Annotated in this window: 22 protein-coding genes; 19 read left to right on the forward strand and 3 right to left on the reverse strand. The window is 71.1% G+C overall.

Annotated elements, in window-relative coordinates; genetic code table 11:
• The first annotated feature begins 15 nt into the window (after positions 1–15).
• Genes AB0310_RS12320 through AB0310_RS12360 form a run of 9 tightly spaced genes read left to right on the forward strand, consistent with a single transcriptional unit; the run spans position 16 to position 15,617 of the window.
• Positions 16–1,149 carry a serine/threonine-protein kinase gene (locus tag AB0310_RS12320; RefSeq protein ID WP_366237348.1) on the forward strand — a complete coding sequence of 378 codons (1,134 nt, stop codon included), beginning with the start codon at positions 16–18 and terminating at the stop codon, positions 1,147–1,149.
• Positions 1,149–7,067: an Ig-like domain-containing protein gene (locus AB0310_RS12325; RefSeq protein WP_366237349.1), complete on the forward strand. Its 5,919-nt coding sequence runs from the start codon at positions 1,149–1,151 to the stop codon at positions 7,065–7,067. Before AB0310_RS12320 ends, AB0310_RS12325 begins: the two co-directional genes overlap by 1 nt.
• 34 nt (positions 7,068–7,101) lie before the next feature.
• Entirely contained in the window at positions 7,102–8,091 is a 990-nt protein-coding gene (locus AB0310_RS12330) for an AAA family ATPase (RefSeq protein WP_187663146.1), read from the forward strand.
• Positions 8,088–9,458: a DUF58 domain-containing protein gene (locus AB0310_RS12335; protein WP_268777671.1), complete on the forward strand. Its 1,371-nt coding sequence runs from the start codon at positions 8,088–8,090 to the stop codon at positions 9,456–9,458. Before AB0310_RS12330 ends, AB0310_RS12335 begins: the two co-directional genes overlap by 4 nt.
• 47 nt (positions 9,459–9,505) lie before the next feature.
• Positions 9,506–12,004, forward strand: coding sequence for a transglutaminase domain-containing protein (locus tag AB0310_RS12340; RefSeq protein WP_366237350.1), 2,499 nt, complete (start codon positions 9,506–9,508; stop codon positions 12,002–12,004).
• Positions 12,001–13,602, forward strand: coding sequence for a DUF5684 domain-containing protein (locus AB0310_RS12345; RefSeq protein ID WP_366237351.1), 1,602 nt, complete (start codon positions 12,001–12,003; stop codon positions 13,600–13,602). The genes AB0310_RS12340 and AB0310_RS12345 overlap by 4 nt, the downstream gene beginning before the upstream one ends.
• On the forward strand, positions 13,599–14,426 hold the full coding sequence (locus AB0310_RS12350) for a PP2C family protein-serine/threonine phosphatase (RefSeq protein ID WP_366237352.1): 828 nt from the start codon (positions 13,599–13,601) through the stop codon (positions 14,424–14,426). Before AB0310_RS12345 ends, AB0310_RS12350 begins: the two co-directional genes overlap by 4 nt.
• Positions 14,423–15,097 carry a hypothetical protein gene (locus tag AB0310_RS12355; protein ID WP_366237353.1) on the forward strand — a complete coding sequence of 225 codons (675 nt, stop codon included), beginning with the start codon at positions 14,423–14,425 and terminating at the stop codon, positions 15,095–15,097. The genes AB0310_RS12350 and AB0310_RS12355 overlap by 4 nt, the downstream gene beginning before the upstream one ends.
• Before the next feature lie 58 nt (positions 15,098–15,155).
• Complete coding sequence (locus tag AB0310_RS12360; RefSeq protein WP_363444833.1) at positions 15,156–15,617, forward strand: hypothetical protein; 462 nt, start codon at positions 15,156–15,158, stop codon at positions 15,615–15,617.
• A 15-nt stretch (positions 15,618–15,632) separates the two neighbouring features.
• Here AB0310_RS12360 and AB0310_RS12365 read toward each other — a convergent pair whose 3' ends face one another.
• Genes AB0310_RS12365 through eccD form a run of 3 tightly spaced genes read right to left on the reverse strand, consistent with a single transcriptional unit; the run spans position 15,633 to position 19,636 of the window.
• Positions 15,633–16,943, reverse strand: a complete 1,311-nt coding sequence (locus tag AB0310_RS12365) for a S8 family serine peptidase (protein WP_366237354.1) — start codon at positions 16,941–16,943, stop codon at positions 15,633–15,635.
• Positions 16,943–18,298 (reverse strand): type VII secretion protein EccB, encoded by a 1,356-nt coding sequence (gene eccB / locus AB0310_RS12370; protein WP_366237355.1) that lies wholly within the window; start codon positions 18,296–18,298, stop codon positions 16,943–16,945. Before eccB ends, AB0310_RS12365 begins: the two co-directional genes overlap by 1 nt.
• A 3-nt stretch (positions 18,299–18,301) precedes the next feature.
• Positions 18,302–19,636: a type VII secretion integral membrane protein EccD gene (gene eccD / locus AB0310_RS12375; RefSeq protein WP_366237356.1), complete on the reverse strand. Its 1,335-nt coding sequence runs from the start codon at positions 19,634–19,636 to the stop codon at positions 18,302–18,304.
• A 155-nt stretch (positions 19,637–19,791) separates the two neighbouring features.
• On the opposite strand from eccD, the gene AB0310_RS12380 reads away from it, so the two are divergent.
• The 10 genes from AB0310_RS12380 (at position 19,792) to AB0310_RS12425 (ending at position 26,705) form a co-directional block, all read left to right on the forward strand.
• Positions 19,792–20,088 (forward strand): WXG100 family type VII secretion target, encoded by a 297-nt coding sequence (locus AB0310_RS12380; protein WP_366237357.1) that lies wholly within the window; start codon positions 19,792–19,794, stop codon positions 20,086–20,088.
• On the forward strand, positions 20,085–20,741 hold the full coding sequence (locus AB0310_RS12385) for a hypothetical protein (RefSeq protein ID WP_259952757.1): 657 nt from the start codon (positions 20,085–20,087) through the stop codon (positions 20,739–20,741). Before AB0310_RS12380 ends, AB0310_RS12385 begins: the two co-directional genes overlap by 4 nt.
• Before the next feature lie 35 nt (positions 20,742–20,776).
• Complete coding sequence (locus AB0310_RS12390; RefSeq protein ID WP_187663158.1) at positions 20,777–21,088, forward strand: hypothetical protein; 312 nt, start codon at positions 20,777–20,779, stop codon at positions 21,086–21,088.
• A gap of 24 nt (positions 21,089–21,112) precedes the next feature.
• Positions 21,113–21,883: a hypothetical protein gene (locus tag AB0310_RS12395; RefSeq protein WP_187663159.1), complete on the forward strand. Its 771-nt coding sequence runs from the start codon at positions 21,113–21,115 to the stop codon at positions 21,881–21,883.
• Positions 21,884–21,890: 7 nt separating this feature from the next.
• A complete protein-coding gene (locus AB0310_RS12400) occupies positions 21,891–22,622 on the forward strand; it encodes a hypothetical protein (protein WP_259952754.1) in 732 nt (243 codons plus the stop codon).
• A 192-nt stretch (positions 22,623–22,814) separates the two neighbouring features.
• Entirely contained in the window at positions 22,815–23,129 is a 315-nt protein-coding gene (locus tag AB0310_RS12405; RefSeq protein ID WP_187663161.1) for a WXG100 family type VII secretion target, read from the forward strand.
• Positions 23,130–23,170: 41 nt separating this feature from the next.
• A complete protein-coding gene (locus AB0310_RS12410) occupies positions 23,171–23,452 on the forward strand; it encodes a WXG100 family type VII secretion target (protein WP_136052373.1) in 282 nt (93 codons plus the stop codon).
• A gap of 124 nt (positions 23,453–23,576) precedes the next feature.
• Complete coding sequence (locus AB0310_RS12415) at positions 23,577–23,984, forward strand: hypothetical protein (RefSeq protein WP_280568913.1); 408 nt, start codon at positions 23,577–23,579, stop codon at positions 23,982–23,984.
• Complete coding sequence (locus AB0310_RS12420) at positions 23,984–25,321, forward strand: S8 family peptidase (RefSeq protein ID WP_366237358.1); 1,338 nt, start codon at positions 23,984–23,986, stop codon at positions 25,319–25,321. Before AB0310_RS12415 ends, AB0310_RS12420 begins: the two co-directional genes overlap by 1 nt.
• A complete protein-coding gene (locus tag AB0310_RS12425) occupies positions 25,311–26,705 on the forward strand; it encodes a hypothetical protein (protein ID WP_280568908.1) in 1,395 nt (464 codons plus the stop codon). The genes AB0310_RS12420 and AB0310_RS12425 overlap by 11 nt, the downstream gene beginning before the upstream one ends.
• Positions 26,706–26,736 lie beyond the last annotated feature (31 nt).

Raw genomic sequence — 26,736 nt, forward strand, 5'->3', positions numbered from 1 at the left:
CCGTGAGGAGCAGGAGTGGCAACGCGCATGGCCGCGACACCGCCGACGCTGGCGGGGTACAGCTACGTGCGTCCACTCGGGTCCGGCGGGTTCGCCGACGTGTTCCTCTACGAACAGGACATGCCGCGCCGCGTCGTCGCCGTCAAGGTCCTGCTCGCGGATGCCGTGAACCCCGAGGTGCTGCAGACCTTCAACGTGGAAGCCGACATCTCGGCGCGACTGAGCGCCCACCCGTCGATCGTCACGATCTACCAGGCGTCCATCTCGGCGGACGGCCGGCCATACTTCGCGATGGAGTACTGCCCCGACACGATGAGCGCGCGGTACAAGAAGGCCCCGCTCCCGCTCGCCGAGGTGCTCGACATCGGCGTCCGCATGGCCGGCGCGCTGGAGACCGTGCACAGGGCCGGGCTGCTGCACCGCGACATCAAGCCGTCGAACGTGCTCATCAACTCACTCGGCGCGCCCGTGCTGGCCGACTTCGGCATCGCCGCCGCCGTCATCGAGGAGGGTCAGGGCGAGACCATCGCGATGTCCGTGCCCTGGAGCTCCCCCGAGGTCCTCCAGGAACGCGTGTCCGGGTCCATCCCCAGCGAGGTCTGGAGCCTCGGCGCGACGCTCTACACGCTGCTCGCCGGCCGCAGCCCGTTCGAGCGCGCCGACCGCGGCTCGAACTCCCGCGATCAGCTCACGGACCGCATCATCAAGGCGCGGTACACGGCGGTGCCCGTCCCCGGCATCCCGCCGATCATCGACGAGCTCTTCGCGAGCGCCATGCATCGCGACCCGGCGAAGCGGCCGGCGAGCATGGCGGAGTTCGCGGAGAAGCTGCGCTGGGCGCAGTACGAGCTCGGCATCTCGCCGACCGTCTTCGAGGCGGCGTCGGCGGAGTGGGCCGCGGCCGCGCCGGTGAACTTCTCGGACGCGACCGTCCGCGGTCCCGTCATCACCACGGTCGCGCCCGACTCCCGGAGGGCCGCGCGTGCGGCCCGTCCGCAGGTGGCACCCCGCGAGCGGGACGACGTCCCGGCGAGCACGCGCGGCCGGACCCGGTCGCCCCTGGTCGTCGGCATCGTCGGCGCGGTGATCGGCGCGGCCGCCATCGCGGGGATCGGCACCGCGGCCCTGTTCCTCACGGGGATCCTCTGATGGCGGCAGGCAACCGCACCGGCGCCGATGCCACGACCCCACCCCGGGGCAGGCTGATCGCGCTGATCTCGGGGATCCTCGCGCTCGTGGTCGTCGTGGCACTCGCGGTGACGGCGCAGGGGTATCAGTCCCAGGAGGTGCCGCGCCTCGAGCCGGCCGTCTGGGTCATGCGCGACAGCGGACAGTACGCCCGCGTCAACACCGAGCTCGCCGAGATCGACACGGTCCGCGACGTCGACGACCCCGAGGCGGTGTGGCAGAGCGGCTCCAGTACGGTGCTCTTCGCCCAGGGGAACCGGCAGCGGTGGGACGTCGATGCGGCCAGCCCCTCCGATCTGCTCTCCGACAGCTCGGAGGAGGGCACGCCGCTCGCCTCGCAGCCGACGCCCGCCGGGACGCGCGACGTGCTCTCCGCCGGGGTCTACGTGGCCTACCGGACCGACACCGGGCAGGTGTCCGTGTCGACCCTGGCCGCCGGGGCGGGGACAGCCCTCGTCGACCCGTTCGCGGAGGTCGAGGTCGAGGAGGGGGAGGACCCGCCGACCTACACCGCCGACGCGATCGGCCTCTCGCCGGACGGCCTGCTCGTCCTCTACTCCGCGGACGAGGGGGCTGTCCGCCGGTTCGACATCGACGAGCACCGCTTCCTCGGAGACGAGTCGCCGGTGGCCGACGCGCCGGAGGCGGGCGAGGGTCTGGCGATCGCGGTCGTCGGCGAGCGCTGGGCGATGCTGCAGCCGGGGTCGGGGGAGCTGTGGCTCTCCGGACGCGATGAGGTCGTCGCCCTGGACGTCGCCGAGGACGCACACCTGCAGCACGGGGCCGCCGAAGGCGATGCGGTGCTCGTCGCCGATTCCGACGGCCTCGTGTCCGTTGACCTCTCGTCCGGCGAGTCCGATCGCGTGGCGGAGGCGTCCGGCGTCCCCGCCGCACCGGTCTCCGTCCGCGGGGAGACCTACGCGGCCTGGCTCGACAGCGGCGGCGGGACGCTCTGGAGCGCGGGGGAGACCACCCCGCTGCAGGTCCCTGACGAGACGCTCGACGCGGCCGCCATCGAGCCGGTCTTCCAGGGGAACGGCGACCGCGCGGTGCTCGTCGAGACCGGGACGGGGCTCATCTGGACCGCTCCGGACGGCGTGCTGATCCCGCTCGAGCAGTGGAAGATCGAGGACGACACGGAGCAGCAGGAGGGCACCATCGTCGTCGAGGACGTGGCGGAGCAGCTGCCGCCGGTCGCGGTCGACGACGCGTTCGGCGTGCGCGCGGGGGAGCAGGTCATCCTGCCCGTCCTGCTGAACGATCACGATCCGAACAAGAAGGACGTCCTGACGATCGACCCCGAGTCGGTCTCGGCAGGACTCAGCGACCCTGCGTTCGGGGACCTCGCGCTCGTGGCGAACGGGCAGTCCCTGGTCGTCGATGTGAAGGCGGGCTCCGGCCAGGCGAGCTTCACCTACGCCGTGACGGACGGCGCGGCCGTCTCGCCGCCGGCGACCGTGACGCTGACGGTCGTCGATCCCGGCGTCAACTCGGCCCCGGTCTGGTGTGGCGTCGAGGCCTGCACGCAGGACTGGCCCGCGCCGCAGATCCTGGCCGGCGGCAGCACGATCGTCTCGGCGCTCTCCGGCTGGGTGGACCCCGAGGGCGATGCGTTCATCCTGAGCGACGCCTACGAGACGGACTCCTCGGCGCCGGTGATGGTGGCGCCGACGGACGACGGCCGGGTCGCGATCCGGCACACCGATCCGAACGCCGCGGACGCCGTGATCCCGATCACGGTCGTGGTGCAGGACGTGCACGGCGCGACCGCGGAGAAGACCCTCGAGGTCCAGGTCAGCGGCAGTCCCGCGCTCCAGGCATCGGCTGTCGCGGTGACCGCGCGCGTCGGCGAGCGGCAGTCCATCCGGATCTCCGATCACCTGTCCGGAGGCTCCGGGTCGTATCGCCTCCTGGACGCCGTCCAGACCGCCGCGACCGCGCAGGGCTTCGAGGTCACCCCGAACGCGGCCGCGGGCACCGTGGAGCTGACCGCGGCGAAGCCGGGCCAGTACGTGGTGACCTACACCGTGCAGGACGTCACGACCCAAGCCGAGCAGTCCGCCGTCATCCGCATCACGGCGGTCGACGGCTCCGCGGCGCTCGCCATGGCACCCCTGACCGCGTTCGTGCGCGAGGGTGAGGACACGACCGTCGATGTGCTCCGCGCCGTGCAGAACACCAGCGGACGCGTGCTGCTGCTGTCCGACGCCGTGAGCTCCACACCGCAGCTCAACGTGCGCGTGGTCGGCAACGAGAGCCTGCGGGTGAACGGCACGACCGAGGACGGAGAGCCCGGTCTGATCGGCACGGCCACCGTCACGGTCGCGGATGGCGCGGGCGGGGCGGTGCAGGGCACGGTGAGCGTGTTCCTCACCCCGCCGTCCACCGTCACCCGCCCGATCGTCTTCCCGGACGCGGTGACGGTGCGCGCCGGTTCGCTCACGCGCATCGAGGTCGCCGCGAACGACGTCGCGCCACGCGGGGAGCCGCTCCTCGTGCTCCCGGAGGTGACGGGATCCGGCGAGCCGGACGAGCTCGTGTTCGCCGACCGCAACGCTCTGCGGTACCTGGCACCGAAGACGCCCGGCACCTATCGGCTGACGTATTCGGTCTCGCTCGAACGGAACCCGTCGCTGTCCGACGACGGCGTCGTGACGGTCACGGTCGTCCCGCCGGGAACCAACCGCGCTCCCACACCGATCACCCTCACCGGTCGCGTCCTCAGCGGCCAGACGGTCACCGTCCCCGTGCCCACGACCGGGATGGACGGCGACGGGGACCGCGTGGTCCTCTCCGGCGTCGATCAGCCGAAGAAGGGCGGCGGCACGGCGACCATCTCGGCGAACGGCGAGGCGATCGTGTACCGGGCGCCGGCAGGCGGAGTGGACGGCGGACAGGTGTCGTTCCGCTACACCGTGCGCGATCCGCAGGGCGAGGAGGGCAGCGGCGCTGTCCGCATCGGCGTCCTCGACGCGGATGTCGACGACGCCGCTCCGGTGACGTTCAGCGATTACGTCCGCGTCGAGGCAGGATCCCGCACACCGGTCGTGCTGGACCCGCGCTCGAACGACCTCGACCCTGCGCAGAGCGAGCTCGAGATCACCGCGCTCGTGCCGAACGCGCCCCCCGTCAAGGGCAATCCGCTGTACGAGCGGCTGAACGCGCTGATCGATTCGGACACCTCCCTCAAGGACGGCCGCGTCGTGCTGCGCGCCGGGGAGACGGCGGGGACGAACTCGTACTTCTACACCGTGAGATCGACGCGGACCGGGAGCACGGCGCAGGGCCTCATCGTGTTGACCGTCACCGAGGGCACGGTCGCCGATCAGCCGGTCATCGCGGACACCGTGCTCACGGCGCGCGACCGTGACGATCTCGCGGACGGCGGTGTCGATGTCGTGACGGACCGGGTGCGGTGGCCGTCCGGCGACGTCTCGTCCCTGCGCCTGAGCCTGTGGGGTGAACAGTCCGGATACACGGTGCGGGGCAACCGGATCATCGGGGAGGCGCCGAAGGAGGGCGCGCTGGTCCCCTTCCAGCTCACCGGCACCGCCGCGGGCGGACGGGACGTGGCCGCCTACGGCTTCCTGCGGATCCCGGCGTTCGACGATATGCAGGTCCAGCTCGTCCCCGGCGCGACACCGGTCGTCGTCGACGAGGACGCGTCCGTGTCGTTCGCGGTGCAGGACTACCTCGATCTGCCGTCGTCGGATGCCGTGGAGATCGGCTCCGGCGCCTTCACTGCTCAGCGGGCCGCAGCGTCGTGCGCGGCCGACGGTCCGCGCAAGGCGGAGTACCGCGCCGGTCGCGAGGCGCCATGGTCGGACACCTGCCTGATCCCGGTGCGCCTGGAAGGTCAGAAGCGCTGGTCCTTCGTCGACGTGCCGGTCAGCATCCGTCCCTCGGAGCCCCAGCTGCTGCTCTCCTCGATCTCGCACACGATCGCCCCAGGGGCCACCGAGAGCGTCGACCTCTACGCCAACATGGCCGCCTGGGAAGGCGGACGCGAGGGCAACGCGGGCTCCCTCGAGTACCGGATCGTGTACTCGGGGTCGGCGTTCGTCGTCACGCAGAGCGGGGCGAAGCTGACGATCGAGGCGCGCGCCGATGCACGACCCGGCAACACTGAGAACGTCAGCGTGACGGTGCCGCAGTACGGTCAGCCGTCGGCCTCCGTGCGCCTGGTCGTCGGCGCGGCCCCGCCCGACGCTCCACGGGGGGCCACCTTCACGAAGCAGTGCGTCGTCACCAGCGCCAACTGCTCGATCGACGTCGTCGACGTGGCCGGCGAGTACGACCCCTTCGACGGCAAGCCGGGCTCCGGCTTGCGGCTCATGTCGCTCGGGGCAGGCGCGCGCTGCGACGTCGCCTCCATCTCGACGACCGGCACCAAGACGATCACGGCGAGCTGGCCCCGCGGCGGCCAGGCTCCGGGAGGACAGTGCGTCATCCCGTTCGTCGTGGCCGACGCCCAGGGGCGGACCGGCACGGGAACCCTCACGCTCGACCTGCAGGGCTTCCCGCAGGCGCCGGCGAGCGTGACCACCGTGGGCTTCACCCGCTCGACCGTCGTGCTGGAGGTGCCGCTCGGGGAGGCGCGGCGCGCCCACCCCGGGGTGTCCGGCGTGACCATCCTTCAGGACGGGGCCGCAGCCAACGCCTCCTGCAGTCCGGCCGGTGCCGTGTACCGCTGCACGGTCAGCGGTCTGACCAACGGCGCCCCGCACACCTTCACGGCGGCCGCGGTCAACGCCGTCGGCACCTCGGCGTCCACCTCGCCGCACACGAGCTGGGCCTACGCGGCTCCGGTCGTCGCGAACGCGACGGCCACGCCGGAGTATCGACCGGGTGTCTCGGACCGCGGGCGCGGGGCGGTCAGGGTCTCGATCGACGCCGCCGACGACGCCGTCTCGTTCCGGATCGAGGAGACGGGCGAGGTCATCAACCGCACGGGGGCGACCACCACCGCCGACATCGCGCTGTCGCCGGGAGCGCAGACCCTCACGATCGTCCCGATCAGCCAGTTCCAGCCGCCGACCGGCGGCGGGAACGAGGGTGGTGGCTTCCGCACGTCCGTGACGGTCGCCGGCTCCGTGTACTTCGACCCGGCGGCGACACAGGCGACCGCGGTCTCCAACACGGCGGTGAACGTCTCCGGCATCGCCGCGCAGGCCAACGGCAGCGCCAAGGGCGTCCAGGTCACCTACGTGGCGTGGCGGTCCGGCAACGTCAGCTGCACCGCGAACGGGGACGGCTCGCTGTCGGTCTCCGGCGGAGAGGTGCGCTCCGAGTCCCCCTCTCTGCAGGGGTTGCGGCCGTACCAGCTGTACTACGTCAAGGCGTGCGCGTCGAACGGCTACGGTGTGGCGGAGTCGTCCCCCACGAGCGTCTTCACGTTCACGTTCGTCGACGGCCCCGGTGGCGACACCACCTACACGGTCGCGAAGGACCCGCGGCGCGACGGGAACCGCTACGACTACGGCCTGGCCTCGGCGCCGCGCATCGACGTGGAGAACGGCTTCGTGCCGCAGTACTACCTCTACGGGCAGTGGGTCGGCGACTTCGCGCTCACCCCGGATTCGTCCCCGGGTCAGGTCCGCGCACGCGCCTGCCATGCCACCCAGACCGGCTCCTGCTCCGGAGAGGTGAACATCACCGCGACGACCGCACCGACCGTCGTCAACGCCGTGTTCCAGCCCTGCATGCCCGTCGTCGAGGGTGATGTCGTGACGGTGTCCGGCGCGGCACGCGGCTCGTACATCCTCGAAGTGACGCCCCTGGTCGACACCCCCGGCACCTTCGACGTGAAGCTCACGTGGACCGGCGCCTTCGCCACCCTGACCCCCATCACGCATCGCGTCACGGGCCTGTGCCCCTGATCGCCGAGCGTCCCGACACGAATACTCTTTCCCTATGCCAGCCACCGCAGCCGCCCCCGTCACCCTTGCCCCCGAACAGGCCTCCTGGTTCGCCGAGACGTTCTCGATCCTGACCGGCAACGTCGAGCAGGCGATCCTCGGCAAGCGCCACGTGGTCGAGCTCGTGCTCGCGACCGCCGTCAGCGGAGGCCACGTCCTCCTGGAGGACTATCCAGGGACGGGCAAGACGGCGCTCGCCCGCGCCGTCGCCCAGACGGTCAACGGAACGAGCAGCCGCATCCAGTTCACGCCCGACCTGCTTCCGGGTGACGTGACCGGCATCACGGTCTACGACCAGAAGGAGGGCACGTTCGAGTTCCACGCGGGGCCCGTCTTCGCGAACATCGTGCTCGCCGATGAGATCAACCGGGCGAGCCCGAAGACCCAGTCCGCGCTGCTGGAGGTCATGGAGGAGGGCACGGTCACGGTCGACGGCGTCACCCGTGCGGTCGGCTCCCCGTTCCTCGTGATGGCGACGCAGAACCCCATCGAGCAGGGCGGCACCTACCGGCTCCCCGAGGCGCAGCTCGACCGCTTCATGATCAAGACCTCCATCGGATACCCGGACGAGGCGGCGACCATGCGCATCCTGCAGGGCGCCGGTCGCCCGAAGACGGTGCTCGACGGCATCGTGGACACCGACACGATCCTCACGATGGCGGAGATGTCGCGCGGCGTGTACGTGAACCCGCTGGTGTCGGACTACATCATGCGCATCGTCGATGCCACGCGCCGGGCGTCCGAGGTCCGTCTCGGTGCCAGTGTGCGCGGCGCCCTCGCGCTGTCCCGCCTGGTGATGACGTGGGCGGCCAAGAACGGACGCACGTTCGTCACCCCCGACGACGTGCGCGAACTCGCCGTCGTCGCCCTCGCGCACCGCCTGGTCCTCGAGCCGGAGGCCGAGTTCGACGGGGTGACGGCCGTGGCCGTCGTCGGGCAGATCCTCCTCGACGTCGAACCCCCGCGCGAGAACGGCACTGCGTGACCTTCAGCACCGAATCCCGCCTGACGCGGACGACCGCGGGCACGAGCACGTCGACGCGGACGTCCACCGTCACGCGTTACGACCGCACGCGCCGCGGTCCCGTGCGCGGCGCGGTCTTCGGCGCGCGTCGCGTCGCCCGCTCCGTGGGCCGCGCGACCAGGGCCACCGTCGGCTGGGTCCGCGAGACGGTGACCACGGCGGGCATGCTCGTGGCCGTCGCGGTGGTGCTCGGTGTGCTCGCCGGGCTGCTGTTCGGCTGGGTGGAGGCCTGGGCGGTGGCCACGATCGCGCTCGTGCTGCTGGTGGCCTGCGTCCCGTTCATCCTCGGTGCCCATGACTACCGGATCGATCTCGTGCTCGATCGCGACCGCGTCGTCGCGGGCGCCGAGATCGGCGCGACCCTGGACGTCCGCAACAACGGCGAGCGCCTCTCGCTCCCCGGTGTCGTGGACGTGCCGGTGGGCGAGGGCCTCGTCGAGGCGCACGTCCCGCTGCTGCGGCCGGGGGCGCATCATCGGGAAGAGCTGACCATCGCCGCGCACCGCCGCGGCGTCATCGACGTGGGCCCCATGACCATCACCCGCGGCGACCCGATCGGCATCCTCCGCCGCGAACTCCGGTGGCCGGACGTGCAGCGCATCCACGTGCACCCGGTGACCGTGCGGCTCCCCAGCACCAGCGCGGGACTGATCCGCGACCTCGAGGGCACGCCGAGCACCACTCTGGTGGACGCGGACCTCTCCTTCCACGCGGTGCGCGAGTACGTCGTCGGCGACTCGCCGCGCCACATCCACTGGAAGTCCACGGCGAAGACGGGCACCCTCATGGTGCGGCAGTACGAGGAGTCCCGGCACGCGCGCATCGCCGTCATCCTGGATCTCGACCCGGAGTCGTACGCCGACGACGACGAGTTCGAGAACACCGTCAGCGCGGCCGCCTCGCTGGCGCTGCAGGGTGTGCGGGACGGCAGGGACGTGCTGTTCTCGGTGAGCAACGAGATCCCGGAGCACGGCCGCGCCGAGGTGCTGTCGATCCGTACGCTGCCCACGGTCACCCCCAAGGCCCTCCTCGACGCGACCTCCACGATCGATCAGACGGCGCGGGTGATGCGGCTCGAGGCCGTCACCGCTCTCACGGCGCAGTCGTATCCCGACCTCTCGATCGGGTTCCTGCTCACCGGTTCCGTCCTGCCGATCGAGCGTCTGCGTCACGCGGCGGTGAAGCTCCCGGCAGCCGTGGAGGCCGTCGCGGTGCGCAGTGAGCTCGGCGCGCAGCCGACGATGCGGACGGCCAGGGAGCTCGCGGTGATGACCCTCGGTGCGCTCGGCGACCTCCCCCAGATGCTCGCCCGCGGAGCGCTGCGGTGAGCGCCGGCGGGCCGAAGCGCGGACGCGCGCGATCCGGACGGGGGTTCGTGCCGTCGGCGCTTCTGCTCTGGTCTCTGGGATACGTGCTGGCCGGTGTGCTCCTCGCCACGGCGGCCGCCTGGCCCGTCTACGAGTCGTCCCGAGCCCTCGCCGTCGGGATCATCGGCGGCCTCCTCGGCATCGCCGTCGCGGTCGTCGCGCGCGTCCTGCGCTGGGGAACGCTGCTCGCCGCGGTCGCCGCGGCCGGCGTGTACCTGCTCGTCGCGGTGCCGCTCGCGATCCCCTCCGCCCTGACCTCCGTGCCCGCGTTCCTCGGCGGTGTGCGGGATGCGGTGCTCGGGGTCGTGCTGGGCTGGAAGCAGATGCTCACGCTGAATCCGCCGCTGGGGGAGTACCAGGCAGTCCTCATCCCCTTTCTCGTGGTGATGCTGTTCGGCTCATTCGTCGCCACGCTGCTCGTCTGGGGCGGGGGCAAGCGGGCGGCGGCGGCCGTCCCGGTGGTGGTGGCGATGAGCGTCTTCGGCATCGCCTTCGGTGTGAGCGGGACGTCCTCTCCCGTGACGGTGGCGGGAATCGAGCTCCCCGCGCCGCGCGAATGGCTGGTCGGGGTGGCGGTCTTCGTGGTGTCGCTGGTCTGGCTCGTCGGGCGCACGCGCCTGCAGCGCGCCGCCGCGCTGCGCAGCGTGGCGGCGGCGAACATCTCCCGTCGCGCGACCCCCGCCTGGCTCACCGTGCGCCGCCACCTCCTCTCGGCGGGGCTGGCCGTGGTCGCCCTGGCCGCGGGCTTCGCGATCGCCCCCGCCGCGGCCGGCTGGTCCGACCGCTCCGTGCTCCGCGACGAGATCGAACCCATGGTCGTGGTGCAGGAACAGCCGAGTCCGCTCAGCTCCTACCGGTCCTGGTTCTCCGGCGACACGCTGGACACGCCCGTGGTGCAGCTGGAGGGCGACCCCGGCGCCGTGGACCGCCTCCGCCTGGTGACCCTCGACGCGTACGACGGCGAGGACTTCCACATCGACGCCGACGACCGCTTCAGTCGTCTGCCGCGCTCCGCCCTCCCGGGCTCCGGCCGGGTGACGCTGGAGGTGACGATCGGCGACGCCTACCGCGGGATCTGGGTGCCGGCACCCGCCGGACTCGCGGAGGCGCCCGGATTCTCCGGGGAGCGTGCCGATGCGCTCGCCGACGGCTTCCATGTGAACGCCGACGGCGACACCGCGATCACCGTCGCCGATGCGCCCGGTGGCGGGGAGGGCCTCGTGCCCGGTGACCGCTACTCCGTGCTGATCGATGCGCCGGAGAAGCCCGGCGACATCACGGCCCTCCAGGGCGGCCGGTCGACCCTCGACGCCGATCGATACCCCGCGCTCGTCGAGTGGGCGGAGATGCAGGAGCAGCCGCGCACCGGCGCCGGCTACCTCGAGCTGATCGATCGCCTCCGGTCGCGGGGCTACCTGAGCCACGCGCTGCTCGAGGATGCCTCCGCTGCGGGGTGGATCGCGGCGCTCCAGGCGTCTGAGGGGTACGCGTTCGCGCCCAGCTACGCCGGACACTCGGCCGCGCGCATCGAGGAGCTGTTCACCGAGCTGACGGAGCAGGAGCGGCGGGCCGGTCCCGACGCCGACCCCGAGCTGCTCGTGTCGGCGGTCGGTGACGACGAGCAGTTCTCCGTGGCCGCGGCGCTCCTCGCGCAGCACTGGGGTCTCGAATCCCGTGTGGTGCTGGGCGCACGACTCGCGACGGCGGAGGAGGTCCCGGGGATCCCGGCCTGCACCGAGGTCTGCACCGGCGCGAACATGAGCGCCTGGGTCGAGGTGCGTGCGTCGGGCGACGAGTGGATCCCGGTCGATGCGACGCCGCAGTACGCGATGCTGCCGAGCGCCATCACCGAGGGAGAGCAGCTGCCGGAGCACCCGACCGTTCCGGAGCAGCCGCGGTCCGAGGCACTGGACCCGCCGCAGGCGCAGAGCGACGCGAACAACGACGCGCCCCCGCTGGAGGAGCCGGGCTCGGAGGTCCTCGCCTTCCTGCTGCCGATCCTCAAGGGCGTCGGACTGGGGCTGCTCGCCCTGCTCCTGCTGGCCCTGCCGTTGCTCGTGCTCCTCGTCGCGAAGAGCCGACGTGCCCACGCGCGCCGCACGGCCCCGGACCCCGAAGTCCGGCTCGCCGGCGCCTGGGAGGAGCTCGCCGACGTGTACGCCGACCACGACGTCCCCATGGTCGCGCACGGCACCCGGACGCAGCGCGCACAGTCGAGCGGTCGTGCGGCCGCGCAGCGGCTGGCCGCTCTCGTGGACCGCGCCGTCTTCGCCGAGCACCCGCCGACTCCCGACGACGCGACGGCCGCGTGGACGATCGTGGATGCGGAGCGAGCGGAGCTGGCGAAGGCGGGGACGCGGTGGCAGCGCCTGCGCACACGTGTGCGGCCGACGTCTTTCGTCGCGAGGGCGCGCTCCCTGCGCCTCCCCGGCTTCGGCGCGCGACCCACGCTCGGTACGCTCGGAGGGACCGGTTCACTGGATGACCGGAAGAAGGGGGACTCATGACCGCGCCCGCGGACTCCGGTCCGGCCACGATGCTCGCCATCATCGTCGGACTCGGCCTGCTCGTCGGCCTGGCCGTCTACGTCTGGTACGCCCTCGCCCTGTCGCGGCTGTTCCCCCGCATCGACGGGGAAGGGTGGAAGGGGTGGGTGCCCGTCCTCAACGAGGCCGAGATCCTCGCCCGCGGCGGAGTGCCGGCCTGGTCGGTGGTCTTCTACTTCATCCCGCTCGTGCAGCTCTACGGGATCTATCTCAAGGTCGTCGCCACGCATCGCATCAACCGGCGGTTCGGACGGGGCGCGGGGATGACGGTCCTCGCCATCCTCCTGCCGCCCGTGTGGGCGACCATCCTCGCGTGGGGCCCGGCGCCCTATCCGGAGGGGGACCGACTCGCGGCGCTCCAGCCGGGTCCGCGCCGTAGTGCTCCGCCTTCCGCGGCTCCCGCGCGCGACGCTTCGGGGTACACGATCCCCTCCCTCGCTCCGGCGGGGAACGGATCGCCGGAGGCGCCGTCGCTGATCTTCCCGGACTACGCCGCGCCGCCCGCGGTCGCTCCGACCCCACCCCCGGGTGCCCCGCCGACCGCGGGTGCGCCGCAGGGCGAGCCCGCGGCACCGAGGTCGTTCGCGCCGCCGGTGTTCGCTCCGCCTGCCGCGCCGCCGGCTCCGTCGTCCTCGACGCCGTCTCCGTCGTTCGCACCACCGGCGCCGCCCGCGCCGTCGCCCGCGGCTGCTCCCGTTCCGCCGGCTGCGCCCGTTCCGCCGACTGCCTCGATTCCGCCTGCTGCCCCGGTTCCGCCGGCGGCGCCCGTGCTTCCGCCCGCGGTGGCTCCGACACCACCCTCCCCGGCCGCACAGCCGACGCCCTCCGCTCCCGCGCAGCCGACGACCGGCATCATGGCCGCGATGGGCGACGTACCGACGGCCGCCCCGCAGCCCGCGCCGGCCCCTGCTCCCTCCGTGGACTCGCCGCCGAGCGAGGAGCCCGCTGCCCCCGCGCCGGCTCCGGAGGCGAACCGTGTCGTCCGACCCGTGCCGCCCTCGTTCCGCGACGGCGGTCAGCCCGAGGCCCCGCAGATGCCCACGATCCGCCCTGTTCCGTCGATGACGGCTGCGGCACCCGCGGCGGAGCAGAGCGCGCCGGCGCCTGCCCCCGCGACAGAGGCGCTCGCGGTCCCGGGCGGTCTGGTCCCCGACGTCGACAAGACCGTGGTGACACCGCGCCCGACCGACGACGACCTCGATGCCACGGTGGTGGTCGCCCGCAAGCGCGGCGTGCGGCGGGTCCTTGTGCTGGACGACGGTCGCCGGTTCTCGCTGTCCGGTGCGAGCGTCGTGATCGGCCGGAACCCCACAGGCGAGCCGGGCGAGCAGCGGCTGGCCATCCCGGACACCACGCGCACGCTGTCGAAGACCCACGCCCGCCTGGTGGTGCAGGAGGACGAGTGGCGACTGACCGACCTGCACGCCACCAACGGCGTCGTGGTAGTCGCGGACGACGGCTCGGAGACCCTCCTGGACGCCGGGGAGAGCGTGGTCGGCACCGGCCGGTTCATCCTGGGCGAAGTGGGCATGCACGTCGTCGCGGAGCGCGATTCGTGACCGTGGAATCCGTCGTCCTCCGGGTCGCCGCGCTGACCGACACCGGGCTCACGCGGACGGCCAACGAGGATGCGGTGCTCGACGCACGCCCGGTCTTCCTGGTCGCCGACGGCATGGGCGGTCACGACGCCGGTGACCGCGCCAGTGCGGCCGTCGTCGCGGCCTTCGAGCCGTTGCGGGGGCGGGCGGTCGACGTCGGCGACATCAGCGACGCTCTGAGCCGTGCCACGGCCGTGGTCGAGGCGATCGCCGCCGCGCACAAGCGCGGCGCAGGCAGCACCGTGACGGGTGTGGCCCTCGTGGAGCACGAGCGCGCGCCGCACTGGCTCGTCTTCAACGTCGGGGACTCCCGGGTCTACCGGCACCACGGCACCGAGCTGGCGCAGCTCACGATCGACCACTCCCTCGGGCAGGAGCTCGTCGATGCCGGAGAGCTCCGCCCCGAAGACCTCGCCTCGTTCTCGCGCCGCAACGTCATCACGCGGGCGGTCGGCGCTCCGGACAGCACCGCGGACAGCTGGCTCCTCCCCGTCGTCGACGGTGAGCGGCTCCTGCTGTGCTCCGACGGGCTCACCGGCGAGGTCAGCGACGAAGCCATCCGCGCGACCCTGACCATGAACGGCCGTCCGGAGACAGCGGCGTCGGCTCTGGTGCGCCGCGCGCTGCAGGGCGGCGGACGCGACAACGTCTCGGTCCTCGTGATCGACGTCGTCTCCGGTGGCGCGCGGACCCGTCCCGACGACGCGACGGGCGGACGGGCCGCGGTGTCCGCGCTCACCGACTCGACGCTCGACGGCACGACCGTCCCGGTACGGGCGCGATGAGCGGCGACGAGGTCGAGGAGACCGTCATCCTGACGCGGCGGGACCGCCGGCGGGCCGAAGCGGCCGCCGACTCGGTGCCCCCGGCGGCCGATGACACATCGTCCGCCGTCGACGAGGCGACCATCGTGGTGGATCGCGCGAAGACGGCTCCGGCTCCCGACCGGACCGACGATGCCGCAGTGGACGCGCCCGAAAGCACCGTCGCCGATGAGCCGGACGATGTCGGGCCCGAGGACGCCGCGGGTGAGGCCATCGACGACGCGACCGTGGTCGTCGATCGGTCCGCACCTCCGGCGGCCGACGCCCCCGAGGACGCCACCGTGGCGGTCGCGCGTCCGGCTCGACGCCTGCGGCGGAAGAAGGGTGCCGCCGCAGCAGGCGACGGCATCGCACCCGAGACCGCCGGGCCGCGGTTCACGGTCGTTTCCTTCGCCGCCCCGGACGGTGCACCGGCCCCCGCGATCTACAAGCCCCGACCGGCACCCCGCACCCCCGTCGCCCCGCCCGTCGTCGTCGGGGCGGCCGCACCCACGCGGGTGGTGGAGCCCGGGCTGCCCTCCGTCGCCAAGCAGGCGCAGCGGTGGAGCGTCTTCACCCTCGCTGCGACCGTCGGCGCGAGCGTCGTGTCGGTGGCCGGTCTCGTGGTGCTGGGCTTCGTCGTCTTCGGCTGAGGAAGCAGGCGCCGTGCGGTCCTCGCTAGGGTGGGACGTCGGTGGAGGGGACGGACGGATGGATCAGGGTGTGAAGCGGTCGGCGACGACGAGCAACACGTCGCGCAGGCCACGTGTCGCCGGCGTGTTCGCCCTTGTGTTCGGTGCTCTGACGACGATCGTCGCGATTCCCTCGCTCGTCGCGGCGGGGACCGACCCTGGATTCCTCTTCGCGGGTCTGGTGGCTCTGGTCGTCGCAGCGGTGTCGTTCCTCTTCGCCGGCTTAGCCTTCCGGTTCGTCCGGGAGCCGTCGACGACGCTCACCGCGATGACCCCACTGCTCTGGCTCGTCGCGGCGGCGCTCTTCGTCGGTGTGCTGGGCAGCATGGGGGCCTTCGTCTACGGTCAGGTCGTTCAGAACCAGCAGAGCGCGGCCGTCGGGCTGCTCCTGCTCCCGTTGGCGGGAGGTGTCATGATCACCGGTGCGGTGCTCGTGGGGGCGGTCGTCAGGGCGCGACGGGCGGCAGCCGCCGGCCGGTGAGTCGGCCTCTGACTCTCAGACCTCGGGCTCGGGGCGGTCGAGGAGGCCGCCCTGTCGTTCGACGTCGGCCGCCGCGTCGGGCGGGGACTCCCGGCGTCGCCGGAGCACGATGAGGATGCCGAGGACCCCGAGCAGGGTCGCTCCGGCGATCGCGGCGATCAGCGCCACCTCGCGGGTGAGGATGAAGGGCGGCACGCCGTGGTCGGGGTCGACGCTCACGACCGGGGGTCGCACCGCGCTCTCCGCGGTGTCGAAGAAGGGGCTGACGGGCCCGCGCGTGGTGGGGTCGGGGAGGAGCTGGATGGCGGCCGACGGCCGGATGAAGCCCCAGCCGTTCACGTCGTCGCGGTTGTCGGCATCGGCGCGGAGTGCCGTGGCCGTCAGTCGATACGCCCACCCCGCCGGAGGATCGTCCGGGTGTGCCTGGGCGACCAGCGCGGCCGCCGCGCTCACGTAGCCGGTCGCGAAGCTCGATGCCGGGGCGTCGGAGGCAAACAGGCAGTCGCCGCCGCCCGTCGCCGCGGTGAGGACATTCGCGCCGGGGGCCGTGACGCCGACCTGCGGCCCGTGGATCGAGCTGTCGGTCGCGAGGCCGTTGGCGTCGGCCGCGCTGACGCCGAGGGCCTGTTCGTAGGCGGCGGGATACCGGGCTCCGTCTTCCGCCTCGGGGTCGGAGGCCCTGTTGCCGCCGCTGGCGACGACGAGCGCTCCGACGGCAGCAGCGTGCTCTACCGCCCCGCGGAGCGCAGGCGAGTCCGTCTCCTGTGACGACGAGACGTTGATGATGTCCGCGCCGTTGTCGGCCGCCCAGTTGATGCCGTCGGCGAGGCGCTGGGCGCTCGGGCCCCACCCCTTGTCGACGTCCTGCGGCGAATCGCTGCGGAACGCGCGCACGGACAGCAGGCGCGCGTCGGGGGCGAGGCCCACGACACCGGAGCCGGAGACGGGCTGCGCCGCGATCTGCCCGGCGATGGCGGTGCCGTGCCCGGTCAGATCGCTCAGGCCGTCAGCGCGTTCGCCGTCGCCGACGAGGTTCACGCCGCCGACGACGACGCCGGCGAGGTGCGGATTGCCGGCGTCGATCCCGGAGTCGACGACCGCGACGACCACGCCCTTCCCGGTGGCGAGACGGTTCGCATCCTCCGCCCCGAGGGCCGTGAGTGCCGACGGCGCCTCCGCAGCGAACACCACGGTGCCGGGCTCGCAGGCACCGGTCGCCATCGACACGATCGTCGTGGGGGCAGCCGGCGCGGCCACCGCGGCGGCCGGCGTCCCCAGCACGGCAGCACCCACCACGAGGGTGGCGAGAGCGGCACGGCGACGCATCACTCGTCCCCGGAGCCGGGCGACTCTCTCGCGGCCTCGGTGGTCAGCGCCGGCCCGGCGGCGAAGAAGTCGATCCACGCGCTCGGCACCTGTCCGACGTCGCCCGGGGTGTAGCCGAGCTGGGCGAGCGGGCCGCTCGCCGCGTCTTCGGCCGACTCGTCCAGGACGGCGCCCGGAATGACGTAGGCGGTGCCGGACTCGTCGACGAGAACGGCCATGCCCACCGCTTCATCGGACGGGCCGCTCGTCTGCACGAGGGCCCCGCCGCCGACGGTGACGCCGACGCGGTCGCGACCTTCCGGCAGCTCGGTGCTGGTGGACCCGAGGACGGTGCGGGCGTCGTCACCCAGGACCGCGCACGGCGTCTCGTCGGATGCGAGCGGCGTCAGCGGAAGCGTGGGCCAGTCGTCGCCACCGGCGTTCGGCACGGTGGGCACGTCGGCCACTTCCGCCGGCGACACCTCTTCCTCGTCCGTGCCGGCCTCCTGCGCACTGCCGAGCAGGTAGAGCTGGTACGCGAGCGGGCTGAGGCGCGCGAGCTCTCCGGTCGCGAGCGCGACGTAGCGCTCGTCCGCGGGGCTGCCCTGCACGTGCACGATCGTGCCCGCCGTCAGGTCGGTCCCCGGCACCCGGGCGCCGACGGCGTTCAGCCGGATCGGCTCCAGATCGGCGCCGCTCTCGAAGAGGTTGAGCCAGCGCCCGTCGACCTCGATGACGTCGCTGGTGCCGAGGCCGACCGCGCGCAACACCGCGTTGGCGTCGTCGGCGGGGACGGCGTATCGCAGGCCGCCGGCGATCACGAAGAGCTCGTCGCCACGCTGCACCACAGCGCCCGTGCCCGTCGACGGTGCCGCGATCGGCGTCCCCGACAGCGAGACGGCGGTGCCGGCGGCGTCGTCGACGCACGCCGTCCATGCCGTGTTGATCAGGGCACTCGGGGTGGGCAGGTCGTCGGGCGCGCCGAGGATGCCGATCGAGCCGCCGACCGGGATGCCGTCGAGGGCGGCCTGATCCGTGCGCACGACCTTGAACTCGCCAGCGGGGATGAGCAGGCGGGCGCTGGCGGTGTTGATGACGGGGTACAGCGTCCCCTCGACCGAGACGTAGCGGGCGCCCGTGTCGGTGGCGACGATGAGGCGGTTGTTCTGCCAGTCGCCCGGGAGGCCCGGCTGCATGATGCCCCAGAACACGCCGACGAGGATCACGCCGACGGTGAGGGCGATGCCCGCGATCACGGCGCGCAGCGGCTTGGCGGGTTCGAGCTCCTTGCCGCCGGGGGCGCCGCCGGTGAAAGCGGAGAGGAGTCGTCGTCGGCTGAAGCCCTGGGCCTCGATCAGGTCCTTCTTGGTCGCCATCGGTCAGACGAGCCCCGCCGTGATGACCCCGAGCGGGAGCAGGAGGGCGAGCGCGACGACCTCGACCGTGTCGCCGAGCCGCGTGAGGCGGAGGCGGGCCTTGGGTGTGAGCAGCGTGAGGCCGATGAGGACCACGGTCGCGACCACGAGGATGAGCAGCATCCAGGTGCGCACGTCGGGGAGGGCGAGAGCGACGGTCACACCGGTCGCGGCGAGGCCGATGGCCCCGATCGCCATCAGCACGAGCACCCCGAGACGGGCGTGCATCTGCCGCGACTGGAACATCATGCCGACGAAGGCGAGCACGCACAGCACGGCGCCCGTGACACCGCTGGCGGCGACGAGCGGGGTCGCGATCAGGGCGGCGAGGCCGAGCGCGGCACGGAGCGCGATCAGCGTGCGGGTACCGGCCGCGGCGCGACGCTTCACCTCCTCGGCATCGATGGGCTGCGGTGCGGAGAACATGTCGGCATCACTCTGCGGCGAGATCACCCGGATGCGGGTGGAGCTCAGGGCCAGCCACGGGATGCCGTTCGCGAGCAGCGCCGTGGTCGCGAGCATCAGGGCGTACGAGGCGAGCGGATCGCCGAAGACCGCGGCCGCCGTAGCCGTGATCCCGATCGAGGCGCCGAGGGCGATGGGCACGAGGTGGATCTCGGGCTTGTCCTGGGTGACGGCCAGGCTGAGGCCCCCGACGACGACGAGTCCGAGCCCGAGAGCGGCGAGCGGCCAGCCCCAGATGCTCTGCGCGGGGACCGCGAGGTAGCCCGCGAGCCCGCCGTACGCCGCGGCGGTGAGTCCGAGCGCATGACCGGCCTCCGGCTGCCGCAGCCGCATCAGCACCGCGGCCGCGACGCTGAGCACGACCGCGCCCGATCCCGCGATGATCACCGGGAGCAGAGACGTCGGCGGCGTCGCGACGAGGAGCACGGCGCAGAGGGCGAGGAAGGTGAGGCTGACGAAGAGGGCGGTGCGGGAGCTGTCCGCGGGCGTCCAGGAGTTGTGCTGCTCCGCCGTCGCGTCGATCACGGCTTCCACGACGTCGTCGTAGATGCGCGGCTCGCGCATGAGCCCGCCGCGCACCAGGGTCAGCAGCTCGCCGTCGTGCACGCCCTGGGCCGCGGCGCCGCGAGCGGGGTCGAGGGGTGTGCCGTCCGCCCGCTGCAGCGCGTATCCGCCGTGCGTGAGGGTCGGATCCAGCACGCCCAGACTCCGAGCGAAGCCGGGGATGATCTCGACCAGGGGGACCTGCGATGGCACCCCCACGTCGAGCCTGCGGTCGTCGCTGACCACGGAGATCCGCAGCACGGTTCCTGCCACGGTGCCGCTCTGGCTCATATCGGTGGTGTCCCCCCACGTGTGCGATGCTCTCCCGCCGCAGGCGTTGCGGGGGTCCGGCCCGGACTCACTCTAGTTGACAGGCCAGATACTATCTGTTGCGAACGCGTGGACGAGCGATGGCGGCGTCGCGCGACCGGAGGAAGGCGGGGGAGATGTCGGAAGAGATGAAGATCGGCGGCTCGCAGATCGAGGCGCTGGTCGGTGAGCTCCGTGGGGCGCGCGACGAGATCGCGCGACTGCTCGGCGACCTGCAGGCGAGCCTGGACCGGCTCGCAGGTGAGTGGAGCGGCGAGGCCTATCGCGCATATGCGCACGCCCAGGGGCGCTGGAATGCACTGATGCAGGAGATGCAGGACGAGCTCGACCGCGTGCAGCGACGGACCGGGGACTCGAACGACGTCTTCGCGAACGCACAGCGGTCCACCAAGAGCTTGTGGAGTGAGGCATGACGAATCACGATTCGACGCATGAGCGTCTGGGAGCCCTGCGCGCGGCGGACCCCGAGATCTGGACAGTGTCCGACGATGATGGGCTCGTACAGGTGTCGGTCGGGGCCGACGGTGCGTTCGACCTGCTGCGCCTGTCGCCGCAGTGGTGGCGATCGGTGCGCGCGGAGGATGTCGGTCCGCTGATCCTGCGGCTGTTCCGTGCGAGCGAGGCGTCCAGGAATCAGACGAAGGTGGAACTGGAAGAGGAGCTGGGGCACCGCGCCTCAGCGGGCGAGACCGCTCCCACCGTGGAGACGCCGAGAACGCAGGGCCGCGCCGCCCTCAGCGCTCGGCTCGGCAACCTTCTCGCCGCGTTCTCCGAACTCGATGACTATCGGCGATCCGTCGAAGCAGCGACGCGCGAGTCGATTCAGCTGCGCAGCCCGTCGGGAAACGTGACGCTCGAGCTGGTCGGCGGGACTCCTCGCGCCCTGGACGTCGACCCCTACAACGTCCAGTTCACGCCCGAACAGACTCTCGCGTCCGAGATCGTCGGACTGTTCCAGGAAGCGGACCATTGGCTGCGTGATCAGCGTGACCGCGTGCTCGGTGACCTGCCGGAGCTCGAGGCGGTCGTGTCATCCGTCCGCGCCCGCACCCACCCCTCGCACTGACCACCCCTGCACCCGCATAGCGACGACGGAGGACCATGAGTTACGAAGACTATGAGGCGGCGCTCGAAGATCTCGAGGCGGACTCGAAGGTGTGGAGCGACCTGTCCACGACGTACGGCGAAGTGGCCGGGATCGTCGAGGAGTGCGCACTGGCCCGATTCGAGATGGACGGAATCGGACACATGGTCGGTGCCGAAGAGAACTACAACACGGCGCAGGACACGATCTCGACGCTCGTCGACGATGCCAAGATCGCGCTCCAGGCCGTGTCGGACAAGCTTGTCCAGACGAAGCGGAACTACGAGGCGGCCGACGGCTACTCGCAGTGGTTGCTGGATCAGGGCTGAGCCGGAGCCTCGGAGAGGAACAACATGGAGTTCATCACACCCACCGACCAGGGTTCGTTCGACGACCTGGTGCGCAACGTCACCGACGGCATCGCCGAGACCGGCCAGAAGCTCACGGAATGCAACGAGGCGTACGACGCCAAGAAGGGCGACATCAGCCTCTGGGATAAGTTCCTCGACTGGTTCAAGAACACCATGAACGAGGTCAGGGAACGTCTCAACGACGCCATCGAGAAGTACAACGAGTTCGTCGCCACGATCGCCGACTATCTGAGTCCCGGCAATCCGTTCGCGATGTACGCGAAGCACGACAAATGGATCACGGTCAAACAGAAGATCACCGGCTCGAAGACGACGATCGAAGGTTCCTACCTGCGCGCGGACAGCACGTGGAAGGGCGACCCCGGCGATGGCTACGGTGACCTCGCGGAACGGCAGAAGGCCGCGATGGACACCCTGGCGGGGTACACGGACTCGATGATGGACTTTCTCAACGAGTACGCGGAGAAGATCCTCAACGCGTGGATCGACTTCGGTGAGCGGATGATCACCTACATGCTCGACCAGGTCGACGCGGCGTCCGAGTTCATCTCGGCAGACCCGCTGAAGTGGCTCGACATCGTGCCGAAGATCGTGAATGTCTGCACGAACCTTGCGCAACTCGCGGTGGACATGACGGCGCAGCTGGCCCGGAACTTCACCGCATCGAAGAGCACCGCCGACTCGCTCAAGCAGGGGATGGCCAATCTCTACGGCTTCCCGAACGGCACCTGGCCGGCTGCCGTCATCTACTGAGGTGATCATGCACGAAACCCGCATCCGCCGTGCGCGGAAACTGCTCGCGTGGACGGGGGCCCTCTGCCTGGCCGCCTCCATGAGCGCGTGTGCTCCGGCGTCGCCGGTGCAGCCGATCGCGACAAGCATCGACGACCTGCAGGCAGAAGCCACGGTCGAGAACTTCTTCGAACTCCTCGAGGACGGAGATGCGCGATCGGCGGCGTTGATGACCGACCTCGACGTCGACATCGACGCCGACGAGGCGCTGCTGCTCGCCGACGAGGTGTACTCGTCTGTCGATTCGAGGCCTGAACTCGTCGAGGTCACCCGGGCGGAGACGGTCGCGGACGGCGCGCAGGTACAGGTGCGGTACCAGGTCGGAGACGACACCAGGGACGAGACCATGCACCTCGTCCGCATCCCGAAGGAGGGCACGGTCCCGGAGCATCGCCTCGTCCATCTGTCGTCCGAGACGGTCGGGGTGGACATGTCGGGTGCGGAACGGCTGCCCGACGGCACGGAGTACCGCATCAACGGCGTGGACGTGACCGCGGCGATCGTCGCGGCAGTGCAGAATGCGTCCGCCACGGGAGGGACACCGCGCGTGCTGGCGTTCGGTGGCAGCTACCCGATCGACGTCGTGGTTCCGGGTGGCGACGGATTCACCGACACGTTCCTGCTCGAGGTTCCCACCTTCGTCGGTGGCGATTCAGCCGGCGAAGGATTCGCGGACTTCGTCCGTCAGCACGGGTTCTGAGTGGTGAGGGCACTCATTCATCGATCGAACATAGAAATTTCCATACGGATCTGTCCAGGCCGTTGGAAATGGGCACCGACCTGCCTTAGCCTATGTGCGGAAACAGATTGGTCGGGGGTTGTTCCGAAGTCGTCCCGTATCGGGAAGGCGCTCCCCCGCGTGTGTCCTCATGGGGACCGGAGGGAGTGAGTAATGGCTGATGTCATCTCCGCAGAAGAGGGGGCTCTGCGTCGCGGAGCCCAGGCCGTGCGGGAGACGAAGTCCGGGATCGATCAGCAGACCAAGAAGGTCCGCGGTGAGATCGAGCAGCTGCGCGGGTTCTGGACGGGTGCGGCTGCCGCATCGTTCACCACGCTGATGTCGCGGTGGGACGAGCAGGCTCGTCAGCTCAACGAGGTCCTCGTGACGCTCGAGGATGCCCTCGCCGGCACCGAGCGCGACCAGGCCGCGACCGAAGAAGCTCACCAGCAGACCATCTCGGGCCTCGGCTCGATGATGGGCGCCTGAGCGCAGACCGCAGAGATTTCAAGGAGAACATGATGCAGTCGATGTCCGTTCGCCCGGAGCAGGTCAACGCTCTCGCGGCGCAGATCCGCAGCGGGTCGCAGGGTATTCGGTCCGAGCTGGACCGCCTCGAGTCCGAGGTCGGCAAGCTGCGTGCGGCGTGGGATGGTGCCGCGCAGCAGGCCTACGACCAGGCGCAGGCCAAGTGGAACCGCTCGCTGAGCGAGATGCAGCAGCTGCTCACGCAGATCGCCGGGAAGACCGAGGAGATCTCGGGTCAGTACGTGCAGACCGACAAGTCGGCTGCGGGGCGCTTCGGCGCGTGAACCCGGGGCGCGGGTCTGGCGCAGAGATGCGTCGGGCCCGCGCCGTCTGCTGTGCTTTTCGGTGACCCACCGGACGGTACAGCAGGCGTGACGGGATCGCCGGAGGAAAGAAGAGGGGGCGTCGATGAGCATCGCAGTCGACTTCGATGGAGTGTTCGCCGAGCTGAAGCGGCTTCTGCGCGAACTGCAGGAGTTTCCGAGTCCTGCAGAGGTGGCTGTCGTCGAAGGCGAGGCGTCGAGCACGACTCGCGAGTTCCATCAGGCTGTCGCCAATGCCGCGCGCGAAATGGGCGATGCGACAGAGCGTGCCATCGAGAAGCTGCAGAATACGCACGACACCATCCGTGCGGCGGTCCTCCAGCTCGCGGAGCAGGACGCCGCCCTGGCAGATGAGACGAAACTGATCGTTTCTCTGCTGGACTCGGCTGTCGAGCAGACCGAGTCGATGACTCCGGTCGGGGGTGGTCTGAGCGATGGCGTGAAGGCGGATGCCGCCGACAAGTCCACCGAGCCCGAGGACGCCGACTTCTGATGCAGCGTGCGTTTCGTGGGGTTGCCGCGATCGTCGGTCTCACCGGCCTGGCGTTCGCGGCCCTCGTGCCGGCGGCTGCGGTTGCGGACACCGCAGAGTCCGGTCTGTGGTGGTTCGATCGTGGCCGGATCCAGGAAGCTCACGATGCGGGCTTCGATGGTTCCGGTGTCAAGGTGGCCGTGATCGACAGTCAGATCAATCCGGATGCGGTCGGTCTCCGCGGGGCGGACGTGACGGTCCGGGAGCCGTCGTACTGTCTGGATGCGTCTGGGACGCCGTATCCGTCGGTCGCGACAGATTATGTGGCCTCCCATCATGCGACGAACGTCGCATCGATGATCGTGGGAACGGGGGAGGCACCCACTGGCGGCGCCCCGGTGAAGGGCGTCGCGCCCGGGGTGGAGATGCTGTTCTACACTGCGCCGGTGGTCGACGGTGTCCTCGACGACGAGGGCGAGGATGCTGAGTGTCTGCAGGAGGGTGGCAGCAAGTTGGCGGCGGACAACCGGACAGGGCTGGACCATGCCGTCTCGGACGCAGTGGCTGACGGGGCGGACATCATCTCCATCTCCTCCGGTGGCATGGACGCATCGAAGGGCATCGCGGAGGCTTACGCCAACGACGTGGTGGTGGTCGCCAGTATGCCGAACGAGGATGGGATCGCCTCCCCGCCGGCCAGTCTGAACGGTGTCGTGGCCGTGCAGGCGTTCGGTGAGGACGGCAAGATCCAGAACGGGCAGTACGGGAAGCCGAACGTGAGTGACGACGTCATCGCCGCCGCCCCGGGAATCGGTCTGTTGCTGCAGGGCGCGTCGGACTCGTGGGAGGCGCAGTCGCTCGGATCGGGGACGTCGTACGCGACGCCGATCGTGGCGGGGATGCTGGCGGTCGTGAAGCAGAAGTATCCGGAAGCTACAGCGGGGCAGCTGATTCAGAGTCTCATCCACAACACGGGCACGAAGGGCGAGCACGAGCCGAAATGGAACTCCGGCACGGGATACGGCGCGGCGTCTCTTGCCGGGATGCTGGCGGTGGATCCAACGAAGTACCCGGATGAGAATCCGATCTTCGATGCCGATGATCCGAACGCCTCCCCGTCACTTGCGATGGTGAACGAGGTCAAGGCGGCACAGGATCGGGAAAATGGGACAGCGATTCCACGACCCTCTTCCGCGCCCGGCGGGGCTGAGCAACCATCGGATGTGTCGGCGATGCCGTGGGTGATCGGCGGTGTCATCGTTGCTGTGCTGGTCGTGGGCGGCATCACTCTCGCGATCGTCTTGACACGATCATCACGTCGACAGACAACGGAACAAGGGGGCAACCATGGCCGGTAAGCAGAGCGGCGGGTACGAGGCGGAACTGAATCGCATTCGAGCCCTGTCGGATTCAATCATCCCGAAGACGTCGGCGCTGATCCACGCGCTGGAGTCGCTGGACGGTGCGCTCGCGAACGCCCGAAAGTCGGAGTACTGGACGGGGAGCTCGGCGGAAGCTGCTACGGCCGCTGTCGACGAGATCCGAGACAAGTTCACCCGAATCCGGAACATCGTGACCGTGATCGATTCGGCCGTCGGCGAGGGCAACGAAGCACGGCGCACGGCGGCCTCAGCGGAACTTCCCTCGGCCGCAGTCGATCCGTTCTGGGCCAACGCAGCGAAGGGTGCTTCCTTCGTGGTCCACCCCGTGCTGGGACCGCTCGCCGCCGACAAGGCCTTGGACGTGATCGGGGACTTCCTCGGGAACCAGCGCGAGGAGGCGGCACGGGCCATCGTCGAGAAGGTCGAGAAGGCGCTGCTGGAGCCGACGAGGAAACTGAGCGCGGCATCCGCGGAACTCAATCAGGTCCGGATCGACTCCTCGAACAGCGAGAAGATCGACGACGGACCCACGGGTGGCCCTGAGATCGATGCCCCGAGGATCGGATCCCCGGGAATCGGCGGCGTGCCCTCCGGCTCTGCTCCCGGTGTCGGCGGTACCCCGGCGCCCAGCGGCGGGGTCGGCACGTATCAGCCGCCCGTTCCGACCTCTCCTGCGCACCCCGGCTTCCCCACGCCCCCGACGAATCCGGGGGGACCCGGGATCGGGTGGGACCCGGTGGTACCGGGGGGCGAAGGTCCCGGGCTTCCCGGCGGAAAGGACCCGTCGATCGACTCTCCCGGCGGAGGCGTGCTTCCCGGTGGCCCTGGCGGCGCGGGCAGCGGCGGAACGGGTGGCGGATACCCGACCGGCCCCGGGGGATATGTCCCGGGCGGTGGTGCGGGTGGTGGCGGCCTCGGCGGCATCGTGGGCGGTGGCGCCGGTGCGGCGGCGATTGCGGCGAGCTCGAAGATCGCCGGCTTCGGCAGCATGGGCGGACTCGGCGGTGCCGGCTTGGGGCCGGGCGCAGGCGCTGGGCTCAAGGCCGGTGGCGGTCTGCTCGGTAACTCCGCCGTCGGTGGTCTCGGCGGCGTCGGTGGAGCAGGAGGCCCCGGCGGTATGGCCGGTGCCGGCGGCGTCGGCGGGGCGGGTGCCTCGGGCACCGGGTCCTCCGGCGCGGCAGGAGCCGGTGGCCGTCCGGGCATGGGCATGATGGGCGGCGCCGGTGGCGCCGACGAGGAGGAGAAGGCGAAGCGTTCGGGCCTCGGTGGTCCTATCGCGCCGAAGCTGGAGGACGAAGAGGAAGCCGGCCCCCGCGCCAAGGGTGCTCGCGCCGGATCCCGCGACGAGCCTGCCAACTGAATGACGCCGCTGTGGTTCGGACTGGCGAGTA

The sequence above is a fragment of the Microbacterium meiriae genome (assembly GCF_040702565.1).
Taxonomy (GTDB): Bacteria; Actinomycetota; Actinomycetes; order Actinomycetales; family Microbacteriaceae; genus Microbacterium; species Microbacterium meiriae.